This is a genomic window from Pseudescherichia sp., from assembly GCF_031987975.1.
Classification (GTDB): Bacteria; Pseudomonadota; Gammaproteobacteria; order Enterobacterales; family Enterobacteriaceae; genus Pseudescherichia.
Genome location: NZ_DALZYX010000015.1, coordinates 41,370 through 54,491 on the forward strand (window position 1 = coordinate 41,370; position 13,122 = coordinate 54,491).

Annotated in this window: 13 protein-coding genes; 10 read left to right on the plus strand and 3 right to left on the minus strand. The window is 57.6% G+C overall.

Going from position 1 to position 13,122, the window contains the following annotated elements; translation table 11 throughout:
- The first annotated feature begins 71 nt into the window (after positions 1-71).
- The 4 genes from tatA to tatD are packed head-to-tail and all read left to right on the plus strand — an operon-like array spanning position 72 to position 2,378.
- Positions 72-326, plus strand: a complete 255-nt coding sequence (gene tatA, locus RTN40_RS19775; protein ID WP_312213789.1) for a Sec-independent protein translocase subunit TatA — start codon at positions 72-74, stop codon at positions 324-326.
- 3 nt (positions 327-329) lie between these two features.
- Complete coding sequence (gene tatB / locus RTN40_RS19780; RefSeq protein WP_312213787.1) at positions 330-836, plus strand: Sec-independent protein translocase protein TatB; 507 nt, start codon at positions 330-332, stop codon at positions 834-836.
- A 2-nt stretch (positions 837-838) separates the two neighbouring features.
- Positions 839-1,603, plus strand: coding sequence for a Sec-independent protein translocase subunit TatC (tatC, locus tag RTN40_RS19785; protein ID WP_312229896.1), 765 nt, complete (start codon positions 839-841; stop codon positions 1,601-1,603).
- Positions 1,596-2,378, plus strand: coding sequence for a 3'-5' ssDNA/RNA exonuclease TatD (gene tatD / locus RTN40_RS19790; protein ID WP_312229897.1), 783 nt, complete (start codon positions 1,596-1,598; stop codon positions 2,376-2,378). Before tatC ends, tatD begins: the two co-directional genes overlap by 8 nt.
- Here the strand turns inward: tatD and rfaH are convergent.
- Complete coding sequence (gene rfaH / locus RTN40_RS19795; protein ID WP_312229898.1) at positions 2,375-2,863, minus strand: transcription/translation regulatory transformer protein RfaH; 489 nt, start codon at positions 2,861-2,863, stop codon at positions 2,375-2,377. The genes tatD and rfaH overlap by 4 nt on opposite strands.
- Positions 2,864-3,033: 170 nt before the next feature.
- Here rfaH and ubiD point away from each other — a divergent pair, with 170 nt between their 5' ends.
- The gene (ubiD, locus tag RTN40_RS19800; RefSeq protein WP_154056363.1) at positions 3,034-4,530 is read left to right on the plus strand and encodes a 4-hydroxy-3-polyprenylbenzoate decarboxylase; all 1,497 of its coding nucleotides are present in this window, start codon (positions 3,034-3,036) and stop codon (positions 4,528-4,530) included.
- Between the two features lie 55 nt (positions 4,531-4,585).
- Entirely contained in the window at positions 4,586-5,287 is a 702-nt protein-coding gene (fre, locus tag RTN40_RS19805) for an NAD(P)H-flavin reductase (RefSeq protein ID WP_312229899.1), read from the plus strand.
- Between the two features lie 53 nt (positions 5,288-5,340).
- Here fre and fadA read toward each other — a convergent pair whose 3' ends face one another.
- Positions 5,341-6,504, minus strand: coding sequence for an acetyl-CoA C-acyltransferase FadA (fadA, locus tag RTN40_RS19810; RefSeq protein ID WP_312229900.1), 1,164 nt, complete (start codon positions 6,502-6,504; stop codon positions 5,341-5,343).
- Between the two features lie 9 nt (positions 6,505-6,513).
- Positions 6,514-8,703: a fatty acid oxidation complex subunit alpha FadB gene (fadB, locus tag RTN40_RS19815; protein WP_312229901.1), complete on the minus strand. Its 2,190-nt coding sequence runs from the start codon at positions 8,701-8,703 to the stop codon at positions 6,514-6,516.
- 187 nt (positions 8,704-8,890) lie between these two features.
- Between fadB and pepQ the strand changes: the two genes are divergently transcribed.
- The 4 genes from pepQ to hemG are packed head-to-tail and all read left to right on the plus strand — an operon-like array spanning position 8,891 to position 12,892.
- Positions 8,891-10,222 carry a Xaa-Pro dipeptidase gene (gene pepQ, locus RTN40_RS19820; protein ID WP_312229902.1) on the plus strand — a complete coding sequence of 444 codons (1,332 nt, stop codon included), beginning with the start codon at positions 8,891-8,893 and terminating at the stop codon, positions 10,220-10,222.
- Positions 10,222-10,836, plus strand: a complete 615-nt coding sequence (locus RTN40_RS19825; protein ID WP_312229903.1) for an IMPACT family protein — start codon at positions 10,222-10,224, stop codon at positions 10,834-10,836. The genes pepQ and RTN40_RS19825 overlap by 1 nt, the downstream gene beginning before the upstream one ends.
- A 41-nt stretch (positions 10,837-10,877) precedes the next feature.
- Positions 10,878-12,329, plus strand: a complete 1,452-nt coding sequence (gene trkH / locus RTN40_RS19830; protein ID WP_312229904.1) for a Trk system potassium transporter TrkH — start codon at positions 10,878-10,880, stop codon at positions 12,327-12,329.
- An 11-nt stretch (positions 12,330-12,340) separates the two neighbouring features.
- Positions 12,341-12,892 (plus strand): menaquinone-dependent protoporphyrinogen IX dehydrogenase, encoded by a 552-nt coding sequence (gene hemG / locus RTN40_RS19835; RefSeq protein ID WP_312229905.1) that lies wholly within the window; start codon positions 12,341-12,343, stop codon positions 12,890-12,892.
- Positions 12,893-13,122: the final 230 nt, after the last annotated feature.

Sequence of the window (13,122 nt, forward strand, 5' to 3'; positions counted from 1 at the left end):
CCGCACGCTTTATGGGCCGGGTACCCGGTATGCGGCCCGTTAATTTCAGCATCTCTGCTTGAGGATTATGTATGGGTGGTATCAGTATTTGGCAGTTAGTGATTATTGCCGTCATCGTTGTGCTGCTGTTTGGAACAAAAAAGCTAGGCTCTATCGGTTCCGATCTGGGTGCGTCGATCAAAGGCTTTAAAAAAGCCATGGGCGATGACGATAAGCATGAGAAGAAACCGACGGAGGACGCTGATTTCTCCACTAAAACCCTTGCTGAAAAGCAAGATGATGTGAAAAAAGACGAAGAAAAGCGTCGCGATAAAGAGCAGGTGTAATTCGTGTTCGATATTGGTTTTGGCGAGCTGGTACTGGTATTCGTTATCGGCCTCATTGTGCTGGGGCCGCAGCGTCTGCCGGTAGCGGTCAAAACGGTGGCCGGGTGGGTGCGTGCGCTGCGCTCGCTGGCAAGCACCGTACAGAATGAGCTGGCGCAGGAGCTGAAGATCCAGGAGCTTCAGGACAGTCTGAAGAAGGTCGAAAAAGCGAGTATGGATCACCTGACGCCAGAGCTGAAAGAGTCCATGGACGAGCTGCGCCATGCGGCGGAGTCAATGAAACGCTCCTACAGTGCGAACGATCCTGAGCGCGCGAGCGACGTGGCGCACACTATTCATAATCCGATTGTGAAAGGGAACGAGGAGCAGCACCAGGGGGTAACGCCTGCCGCTGCGGAGCATCAGGCCAGTGCCCCTACGCAGGCACCGGAAGCGCCCGCTGATGGTAAACCTACGCAGCCTGCTGCCTCTGCCGCACCTTCACCTTCATCGACAAGTGATAAACCGTAAACATGGCTGTACAAGATACCCAACCGCTGATTACGCACCTAATCGAGCTACGAAAACGCCTGATGAACTGCATCATTGCGGTGTTCGCCATTTTCGTGGTGCTGGTCTATTTCGCTAACGATATCTACCAGCTGGTCTCTGCCCCGTTGATCAAGCAGATGCCTTTGGGAGCGACAATGATTGCCACCGACGTGGCATCGCCCTTCTTTACTCCAGTGAAGCTGACCTTCATGGTGTCGCTGATCCTCTCCGCGCCCGTGATCCTTTATCAGGTATGGGCCTTTGTTGCCCCTGCGCTCTATAAGCACGAACGGCGTCTGGTTGTGCCGCTGCTGGTTTCCAGCTCGCTGCTGTTTTATATCGGCATGGCCTTCGCCTACTTTGTTGTCTTCCCCCTGGCGTTTGGCTTTTTGACCCATACCGCGCCACAGGGCGTGCAGGTATCAACGGATATTGCCAGCTATCTCGATTTCGTCATGGCGCTGTTTATGGCCTTTGGCGTCTCGTTTGAGGTACCGGTGGCGATTGTTCTGCTCTGCTGGATGGGTGTGACCACGCCGGACGATCTGCGTCGTAAGCGGCCCTACGTGCTGGTGGGGGCATTCGTTGTCGGTATGCTGCTGACGCCGCCGGACGTTTTCTCCCAGACGCTGCTGGCGATCCCGATGTACTGCCTGTTTGAGGTAGGCGTCTTCTTCTCGCGCTTCTATATCGGCAAACGCCGCTTCCGTCAGGATGACGGCGACGAAAGCGAAGACGATGTTTGATATTGGCGTAAACCTCACCAGCTCACAGTTTGCTGGCGATCAAGAGCAGGTTGTCGCACGTGCCCTCGCCGTAGGCGTTAAGGGGATGCTGCTCACCGGGACCAACCTGCATGAGAGCCAGCAGGCTCAGCAACTGGCGGCACGGTATGCCAGCTGCTGGTCCACGGCGGGTGTCCATCCTCATGACAGCAGTCAGTGGCAGCCCGAAACGGCAGGCGTCATTCGCCAGCTTGCCAGCCTGCCGCAGGTGGTCGCGATTGGCGAGTGCGGGCTGGATTTTAACCGTAACTTCTCGACTCCTCAGGCGCAGGAGGCGGCGTTCAGCGCCCAGCTGGCTCTCGCCGCTGAGCTATCGCTGCCGGTTTTCCTGCACTGCCGCGACGCTCACGAACGCTTTTTAGCCCTGCTTGATCCGTGGCTGGATAAACTCCCCGGCGCAGTGCTGCACTGCTTTACCGGCTCAGAGCGAGAGGCACATGACTGCCTGGCACGTGGACTCTATCTGGGGATTACCGGCTGGGTTTGCGACGAGCGGCGCGGGCAGGAACTCTGTGAAATCGTCCCGTCGATCCCGGCCGAGCGCCTGCTGATTGAAACCGATGCGCCTTATCTGCTGCCTCGCGATCTCAAGCCTAAGCCTGCGTCACGGCGCAATGAACCCGCCCTGCTGGGCCATATTCTGCAACGCGTTGCGCAGCTGCGTGGAGAGGAGGCGGAGTGGCTTTCTGAGGTGACGGATCAAAACGTCAGGCGGCTGTTTAACATTTCCTTTTAGGCCTTGCGGAAGTCGGTATTTTTAACGCTCTGCATCACCTGCTGATTGAGTAGGTTCAGCAGCAGCATTGAGCGCGCCTCGCCGTCCGGCTCGGTAAAAATCGCTTTTAACCCTTCGAACGCCCCTTCGGTGATCACCACGCTATCGCCGGGATAGGGCGTCTGGGGATCGGTCACCCCTTCGGGCTGATAGTTTGCCAGCTGGGCAATAACCGGTTCCGGCACGGTTGCCGGGCTGGCACCGAAGCGGACAAAGTGGCTGACGCCGCGGGTAGCGTTAATTGTGGTAGTGTGGATCACTTCTGGATCAAACTCGATAAACAGATAGTTGGGGAACAGCGGTTCGCTGACTGCGGTGCGTTTGCCGCGCACAATTTTTTCAAGCGTGATCATCGGCGTCAGGCAGTTTACCGCCTGGCGTTCAAGATGTTGCTGGGCGCGTTCAAGCTGGCCCCGCTTGCAGTAAAGTAAATACCAGGCTTGCATAATCACTCTGTTTTGGCTGTTCGTGCGCAAGCATATCAAAACCCGATAATGATGGCTAAGGTGATTATAGAGGCTCTCGCCACGCCCAGACGTAACGATTTACCCTTATTTAACAAAATTACAGCATCACGCTGATGTTCACCGTATAATGGAAGGCTGACTCCGAGGCCATGATTAACTGCATGAAATACCACGACCTACGTGATTTTATGGCGCTGCTGGAACAGCAGGGCGAACTCAAACGCATTACGCTGCCTGTTGATCCTCATCTGGAAATAACAGAGATTGCCGACCGTACCCTGCGCGCCGGTGGACCCGCTCTGCTATTTGAAAACCCAACGGGCTACTCTATGCCGGTACTCTGCAACCTCTTTGGCACGCCGAAGCGCGTGGCGCTGGGAATGGGGCAGGAGGATGTGACGGCGCTACGCGAGGTGGGTAAGCTGCTGGCCTTTCTGAAAGAGCCGGAGCCGCCGAAAGGCTTCCGCGATCTCTTTGATAAGCTGCCGCAGTTCAAGCAGGTGCTGAACATGCCGACCAAACGCCTGCGCGGTGCGCCGTGTCAGCAAAAGGTGGTGCAGGGCGAGGCGGTGGATTTAACTACCATTCCCATCATGCAGTGCTGGCCGGAAGACGCCGCTCCGCTGATCACCTGGGGACTCACTGTCACCCGGGGTCCGCATAAAGAGCGGCAGAACCTTGGCATCTATCGTCAGCAGCTTATCGGCAAGAACAAACTTATCATGCGCTGGCTGTCGCATCGCGGCGGCGCGCTGGATTATCAGGAGTGGTGCGCAGCGCATCCCGGCGAACGCTTCCCGGTTGCCGTGGCGCTGGGTGCCGATCCCGCGACGATTTTAGGCGCGGTGACGCCGGTGCCGGATACGCTCTCCGAGTATGCCTTTGCCGGGCTACTGCGCGGCACCAAAACCGAGGTGGTTAAGTGCATCTCGAACGATCTGGAAGTGCCCGCCAGCGCGGAGATCGTGCTTGAGGGTTATATTGAGCCGGGCGAGATGGCCCCGGAAGGCCCGTATGGTGACCACACGGGCTACTATAATGAGATTGATAGCTTCCCGGTCTTTACGGTCACGCATATTACCCAGCGTGAAGATGCTATCTATCACTCAACCTACACGGGCCGCCCGCCGGATGAACCGGCTGTGCTCGGCGTGGCGCTGAACGAAGTCTTTGTGCCGATCCTGCAAAAGCAATTTCCGGAGATTGTTGATTTCTATCTTCCCCCGGAAGGGTGCTCATACCGCCTTGCGGTAGTGACCATTAAAAAGCAGTATGCCGGTCATGCCAAGCGGGTGATGATGGGCGTCTGGTCATTTCTGCGGCAGTTTATGTACACCAAATTTGTTATTGTTTGTGATGATGACGTTAACGCGCGCGACTGGAACGACGTTATCTGGGCGATCACTACCCGTATGGATCCGGCAAGGGATACGGTGCTGGTAGAGAATACGCCGATAGACTACCTGGATTTTGCCTCGCCGGTTTCCGGTCTTGGCTCGAAAATGGGGCTGGATGCCACCAACAAATGGCCCGGCGAAACCCAGCGTGAATGGGGGCGTCCGATTAAAAAGGATCCTGCCGTTACCGCGCGAATCGACGCTATCTGGGATGAGCTGGCCATAATGAGTGACGGTAAAGGCAGCTAATGCGCCGCCGTTTTGCCTTTTGATTCGTAATAAAACGACCCGACAGAGGGAGCGCATGACAACCTTAAGCTGTAAAGTGACCTCGGTAGAAGCTATCACCGATACCGTATACCGTGTTCGTCTTGTACCAGACGCGGCGTTTTCATTTCGCGCTGGGCAATATTTGATGGTGGTGATGGACGAGCGTGATAAGCGCCCGTTCTCTATGGCATCCACGCCGGATGAGCAAGCATTCATTGAGCTGCACATCGGTGCTTCCGAGCTGAACCTCTATGCCATGGCGGTGATGGATCGGATCCTGAAAGAGCGTGAAATCGTGATCGATATTCCGCACGGCGATGCCTGGCTGCGCGATGACGAAGAGCGTCCGCTGATCCTGATTGCAGGCGGGACGGGTTTCTCCTATGTGCGCTCTATTCTGCTCACCGCGCTGGCGCGTAACCCGGCACGTGATATCACTATCTACTGGGGCGGGCGTGAGGAGAAGCATCTGTACGATCTCTCTGAGCTGGAAGCGTTGACGGTTAATCATCCCCATCTGAAGGTGGTGCCGGTAGTCGAGCAGCCGGAAGAGGCATGGCAGGGCCGCAGCGGTACGGTATTAACGGCAGTACTACAGGATTTCGGCACGCTGGCCGAACATGATATCTATATTGCCGGACGTTTCGAGATGGCAAAAATCGCCCGCGATCTCTTCTGCAACGAACGTAGCGCGCGAGAAGATCGCCTTTTCGGCGACGCTTTCGCCTTTATCTAAGCGTTGGCGCTACTGGCCCGACGGTCTCTTTCCGCCGGGCCTGCATTACAGTCCTAAACCCGCTCAAACACTGTCGCAATCCCCTGACCCAAGCCAATACACATCGTCGCCAGGCCAAACTGCGCGTCTTTACGCTCCATCAGGTTCAGCAGCGTGGTGCTGATCCGTGCCCCGGAGCAGCCGAGCGGGTGACCCAGGGCGATCGCGCCGCCGTTGAGGTTGATCTTCTCGTCAATCTGCTCGATCAGACCCAGATCCTTAATGCACGGCAGGATCTGCGCCGCAAAGGCTTCGTTCATCTCAAACAGATCGATATCGCTCACCGCCAGCCCGGCTTTTTTCAACGCCAGCTGCGAGGCAGGCACCGGACCGTAACCCATAATAGAGGGATCGCAGCCCACCACCGCCATTGAGCGAACGCGCGCGCGCGGGGTCAGGCCCAGCTCGCGGGCGCGGCTTTCGCTCATCACCAGCATTGCCGCTGCGCCGTCGGAGAGGGCAGAGGAGGTGCCCGCCGTCACCGTGCCGTTAGCCGGATCGAATGCGGGCCGCAGGGCGGAGAGACCTTCAACGCTGGTCTCCGGGCGGATCACCTCGTCATAGTTAAACATTTTCGGCACGCCGTCGGCATCATGACCACCGGTGGGGGTAATCTCATTCTTAAACGCGCCGGCTTGGGTCGCAGCCCATGCACGGGCGTGGGAGCGGGCGGCAAACTGGTCCTGCATCTCACGGCTGATGCCGTGCATGCGCGCCAGCATCTCAGCGGTTAAGCCCATCATGCCCGCCGCTTTGGCAACGTTACGGCTGAGGCCGGGATGGAAGTCAACGCCGTGACTCATTGGCACGTGACCCATGTGCTCCACGCCGCCCACCAGGCAAGCCTGTGCATCGCCGGTCATGATCATGCGTGCCGCATCGTGCAGGGCCTGCATCGACGAGCCGCACAGGCGGTTAACGGTCACCGCCGGAACAGAGTGGGGGATCTCCGCCAGCAAAGCGGCGTTACGGGCGATGTTAAAGCCCTGCTCCAGGGTCTGCTGCACGCAGCCCCAGTAGATATCGTCCAGCGCCGCAGCGTCCAGCGCCGGGTTACGCGCCAGCAGGCTACGCATCAGGTGGGCGGAGAGATCTTCCGCGCGAACGTTACGAAACGCGCCGCCCTTAGAACGGCCCATCGGGGTACGAATTGCATCGACAATGACTACCTGTTCCATTGTGACTCCTTAAGCCGATTTCAGAACGCCTGCCGGGCGGGCTGGCGCAACGGGAGGATAATAGGGTTCGTTGTGGCGCGCTTTCTCACGCAGGCCGTCCGGCACGGCGTAGAGCGGGCCAAGGGCGGCAAACTGCTGCGCACGGTCGAGATAGCTGGCGCTGCCCTGGGTATCGAGCCAGCGGAACGCGCCGCCGTGGAACGGTGGGAAGCCGAGGCCGTACACCAGGGCCATATCGGCTTCCGCCGGGCTGGCGATAATGCCCTCCTCCAGACAGCGCACCACTTCGTTGACCATCGGGATCATCATCCGGGCAATAATCTCCTCGTCAGAGAAGTCGCGCGTCGGCTGGCTAACCTCTGCCAGCAGGCCGTCAACGGCAGCATCTTCCTCTTTCTTCGGCTTGCCTTTACTGTCCTCTTTATACCGCCAGAAGCCCTGACCATTTTTCTGTCCAAAGCGGCCCGCGTCGAACAGTACGTCAATGGCGTCGCGGTAATCCTTCTGCATCCGCTCCGGGAAGCCAGCGGCCATCACCGCCTGGGCGTGATGCGCCGTATCGATGCCCACCACGTCCAGCAGATAGGCCGGACCCATCGGCCAGCCGAACTGCTTCTCCATCACCTTATCGACGCGGCGGAAGTCCGCACCGTCGCGCAGCAGCTGACTAAAGGCGGCAAAGTAGGGAAACAGGACGCGGTTGACGAAGAAGCCGGGGCAGTCATTAACAACGATGGGCGTTTTGCCCATTTTACTCGCCCAGGCGACCACTTTGGCGAGGGTCTCTTCTGAGGTTTTTTCACCGCGGATCACCTCTACCAGCGGCATACGGTGTACCGGGTTAAAGAAGTGCATGCCGCAGAAGTTCTCCGGGCGTTGCAGAACGCTGGCCAGCTCGCTGATAGGAATAGTCGAGGTGTTCGAGGCCAGCACCGTATCCGGGCGCACCTTCTGTTCGGTCTCGGCCAGCACCGCCTTTTTCACCTTAGGATTTTCGACAACCGCTTCCACCACCACGTCGACGCGATCGAAGCCGGTGTAATCAAGAGTTGGGTGGATAGTGGCAATCACGCCCGCCATCTTTAGCCCGTCGATTTTACCGCGCTCAAGCTGTTTGTTGAGCAGCTTGCTGGCCTCGCTGATGCCCAGCGTCAGGGATTTGTCGTTGATATCTTTCATCAGCACCGGCACGTCTTTCCATGCGGACTGATACGCGATGCCGCCACCCATAATGCCTGCGCCCAGCACGGCGGCCTGCTTCGGCGTAGCAACATTGTGGGTCAGCTTTTTCGCCTGGCCTTTGACATACTGATCGTTCAGGAAAATGCCTACCAGCGCCCGGGCCTCGTTGGTGTGGGCTAGCGGGACAAAGCTCCGGTTCTCAAGGTCCAGCGCCTCATCACGGCCAAACCGGGCCGCCGCCTCAATGGTTTTTACCGCCGTCAGCGGGGCGGGGTAGTGCTTACCTGCAGTCTGCATCACCATGCCTTTGGCAATGGTGAAGCTCATGGCAGCTTCAATCTTGCTCAGCTTCAGCGGCTCCAGCTTCGGCTGACGTTTAGCCCGCCAGTCCAGATCGCCGCTGATGGCCTGGCGCAGAACGGCCAGCGCGCCATCGCGCAGTTTTTCCGCCGTCACGATGCCATCGACCAGGCCAATTTTCAGCGCCTGCTCGGCCCCCACATCTTTTCCAGCGGCGATAATCTCTAAAGCGCTATCAGCCCCCAACATACGCGGCAGACGCACCGAGCCGCCAAAGCCCGGCATAATCCCCAGCTTAGTTTCCGGCAGGCCAATGCGCAGGTCCGGCGTCGCCAGGCGATAGTCGGTAGCCAGCACGCACTCGCAGCCGCCACCCAGTGCATAACCGTTCACGGCAGAGATTGTTGGAACAGGCAGATCTTCCAGGCGGTTAAAGATGCTGTTGGCAAAATGTAGCCACTGGCTAAGCTGCTCCTCAGGAACCTGGAACAGAGAGAGAAATTCGGTGATGTCCGCGCCGACAATAAAAGCGGCTTTGTCAGATCGCAGTAGCAGCCCGGTGAGGTCGGGACTTTTTTCCAGCACGTCCAGCGCCTGGCCGAGACTCGCCACCGTCGCCGTATCGAGCTTGTTAACCGAGCCGGGGGCCGCGAACACCAGTTCAGCAATGCCATCTTCCAGCCAATCGAGGTACAGGGTATCGCCTTTGTAGAGCATGTCAGTCTCCTGAATCCAGCAGGGTTACTGGTCTTACCAGATGAAACGGAGTGTGGATATTATGTTAATAAAATGCAAATGAGTGTTTAAAAAGTTGCTGGGAGGATCACGCTTAACGGAAAACACGCAGGGGTGACCGGGTATGCTAAGATGCGGAGAATTGACGTCTAAACAAGAAGGGAAAATCATGGACTCACTGGCTGCGCTTTATAAAGATCATATCGTTACCCTACAGGAACGTGCCCGGGACGTGCTGGCCCGCTTTAAGCTCGACGCACTGCTGATTCACTCCGGCGAGCTGTTCAACATCTTCCTTGATGACCATCCGTACCCCTTTAAGGTCAACCCGCAGTTTAAAGCCTGGGTGCCCGTCACGCAGGTTCCCAACTGCTGGTTGCTGGTGGACGGCGTCAACAAGCCGAAGCTGTGGTTCTACCTGCCGGTGGACTACTGGCATAACGTCGAGCCGCTGCCGACCTCGTTCTGGACCGAAGAGGTCGAGATTATTGCGCTGCCAAAAGCCGAGGGTATCGCCAGCCAGCTGCCTGCGGCGCGAGGCAATATCGCCTATATCGGCCCGGTAGCCGAACGCGCATTTCAGCTGGAGATCAAGGCCGAGAACATCAACCCGAAAGGGGTGATTGATTATCTGCACTACTACCGCGCCTATAAGACCGACTACGAGCTGGCCTGTATGCGCGAAGCGCAGAAGACGGCGGTAATGGGGCACCGTGCGGCGCACGAGGCGTTTCTCTCCGGTATGAGCGAGTTTGATATTAATATCGCCTACCTGACCGCCACCGGCCACCGCGATACCGACGTGCCCTACAGCAATATCGTGGCGCTCAACGAGCACGCCTCCGTGCTGCACTACACCAGGCTGGATCATCGCGTACCCGCGGAAATGCGTAGCTTCCTGCTGGATGCCGGCGCCGAGTATAACGGCTACGCCGCTGACCTGACCCGAACCTGGGCGGCCAACGGCGATAACGATTTTGCGCAGCTGATTAAAGACGTCAACGAGGAGCAGCTGGCGCTGATCGGCACCATGAAGGCGGGGGTGAGCTATATCGATTACCATCTGCAGTTCCATCAGCGCATTGCGAAACTGCTCCGCCGCCATCAGATCGTCACCGACATCAGCGAAGAGGCGATGGTAGAGAACAATCTCACCGGGCCGTTTATGCCGCACGGTATCGGTCACCCGCTGGGCCTGCAGGTGCATGACGTCGCGGGCTTTATGCAGGATGACACCGGTACGCACCTGGCCGCACCGGCGAAGTATCCTTACCTGCGCTGCACCCGCGTGATACAGCCGCGGATGGTGCTGACCATTGAACCTGGCATCTACTTCATCGACTCGCTGCTCGCCTCATGGCGGGAAGGGGAGTTCAGCAAGCACTTCAACTGGCAGAAAATTGAGGCGCTTAAGCCGTTTGGCGGGATCCGCATCGAAGATAACGTGGTGATCCATGAGCACGGCGTGGAGAACATGACCCGAGATCTGAAGCTAGCCTGATGGAGAGCTGGCTGATACCGGCCGCGCCGGTGACCTTCGTTGAGGAGATCAAAAAGAGCCGCTTCATTACGCTGTTGGCCCATACCGACGGCGTAGAGGCGGCGAAGGCCTTTGTCAGCGCCGTACGGGCAGAACACCCCGAGGCGCGGCATCACTGCGTCGCATGGGTGGCCGGGCCGCCGGACGACTCGCAGCAGCTGGGCTTCTCTGACGATGGTGAACCGGCTGGCACAGCGGGCAAGCCGATGCTAGCCCAGCTGATGGGCAGCGGCGTCGGTGAGATCACCGCCGTGGTGGTGCGCTACTATGGCGGTATTCTGTTAGGCACCGGTGGGCTGGTCAAAGCCTACGGCGGCGGCGTGCAGCGCGCGTTGAATCAGCTCACCACTATCCGCAAATTACCGCTGACCGAATATACTTTGTGTTGTGATTATGCCCAGCTCGCTGGCGTAGAGGCGCTACTGAGTCAGTTCGAGGGGAAGATCGTTACCAGTGACTATCAGGCTGCCGTGCAGCTAAGGGTGGCGCTTCCCCGCGCCAGGCTGGCCGAGTTCTCCGCCCGGCTGGCAGATTTTAGTCGTGGTTCATTGCAATTATCAGCCATTAAAGAATAATCCCCACCTCATTTATCTGGATACCTAAGGAAGCGGCAGAGATGCATTTTCGCGCCATTACCCGAATCGTTGGACTGCTGGTGATACTGTTTTCCGGAACGATGATCTTGCCCGGACTGGTTGCGCTGATTTATCGGGACGGCGCGGGGCGTGCATTCACCCAAACCTTCTTTGTGGCGCTGGCGATCGGCTCTCTGCTGTGGTGGCCCAACCGCCGGGAGAAGGGAGAGCTGAAGTCGCGGGAAGGCTTTCTAATTGTTGTGCTGTTCTGGACAGTGCTGGGCAGCGTGGGGGCCTTGCCGTTTATCTTTTCCGAGCGTCCCAACCTGACGGTGACCGACGCCTTCTTTGAATCTTTTTCTGGCCTGACGACCACAGGGGCAACCACGCTGGTGGGACTGGATACTTTGCCGCACGGCATTCTTTTCTATCGCCAGATGCTGCAATGGTTCGGCGGGATGGGGATCATCGTGCTGGCCGTGGCTATTCTTCCCATCCTTGGCGTCGGGGGGATGCAGCTTTACCGGGCAGAGATGCCCGGCCCGCTGAAGGATAATAAGATGCGCCCGCGTATTGCCGAGACGGCAAAGACGCTGTGGATTATCTATGTGCTGCTTACCGTGGCCTGCGCAGTGGCGCTCTGGTTTGCCGGCATGCCCGCGTTTGATGCGATTGGCCACAGCTTTGCGACCATCGCTATCGGTGGGTTCTCAACCCATGATGCCAGCGTCGGCTATTTTGATAGCCCAACGATTAACACCATTATTGCTATCTTCCTGCTGATCTCCGGCTGTAACTATGGCCTGCACTTTTCGCTACTGAGCGGACGTAACCTGAAGGTCTACTGGCGTGACCCCGAGTTCAGGATGTTCATTGGCGTGCAGCTGACGCTGGTGGCGATCTGCACCCTGGTACTCTGGTTCCACGATGTCTACAACTCGGCGGTCACTACGCTAAACCAGGCGTTCTTCCAGGTGGTATCGATGGCAACGACAGCTGGCTTTACTACTGATAGCATTGCACGCTGGCCGCTATTCCTGCCGGTGCTTCTACTCTGCTCAGCGTTTATCGGCGGCATGGCGGGTTCGACCGGCGGGGGACTGAAGGTCATTCGTATCCTGCTGCTATTTAAGCAGGGCAACCGTGAGCTAAAACGGCTGGTGCATCCTAACGCGGTGTACAGCATCAAGCTGGGGAACCGCGCGCTGCCGGAGCGTATCCTCGAGGCGGTGTGGGGCTTCTTCTCCGCCTATGCACTGGTCTTTATTGTCAGTATGCTGGCGATCATTGCCACGGGCGTGGATGACTTCTCCGCCTTTGCCTCAGTGGTTGCGACGCTGAACAACCTCGGGCCGGGTCTTGGGGTGGTAGCAGATAACTTTGCCAGCATGAATCCGGTGGCGAAGTGGATACTCATTGCCAATATGCTTTTTGGTCGTCTTGAAGTCTTTACGTTGCTGGTGCTCTTTACCCCAACGTTCTGGCGCGAATAAGGGAGCACGCTATGAAAACGTTGATTCTATTCTCCACCCGTGACGGGCAAACCCGTGAGATCGCCTCCAGTATCGCCTCCGAGCTGAGCGAGCTGGGCGTCTATGCCGATGTGGTTAACCTTAACCGTACGGAATCTATCGCCTGGGAGGAGTATGACCGCGTAGTGATTGGCGCATCGATTCGCTACGGTCACTTCCATCCAGCCGTCGATCGCTTTGTGAAAAAGCATCTGCAACACCTTAATACGCTGCCCAGTGCCTTTTACGCCGTAAATCTTGTGGCGCGCAAACCAGAAAAAAGCTCGCCGCAAACCAATAGCTATACGCGTAAGTTTTTACTGAACTCCCCCTGGCAGCCGGATCGCTGTGCGGTGTTTGCCGGTGCCCTGCGTTACCCGCGCTATACCTGGTATGACCGGATCATGATCCGCCTGATTATGAAAATGACAGGAGGAGAGACGGATACGCGTAAAGAGGTGGTCTATACCGACTGGTCACGGGTAAGTGGTTTTGCACGGGAAATCGCACAATTAACCAGCAAATCGGCGGTAAAGCAGGCATAAAGTCTGCAAAGTGAGCGATCGAAAACTTTTTTGAATTTAAGACTTGTCAGCTCCGAATAACTCCCTATAATGCGCCACCACTGACACGGAACAACGGCGAATAAGCCGGCCGGTCAGCGAGGCGCCTCCGGGCACTTCGGCAGAGAAAAGCGAAAATAAACGCTTGACTCTGAATGAGGAAAGCGTAATATACGCCACCTCGCGACAGAGCGCTGAAGCGCGTCGCAACT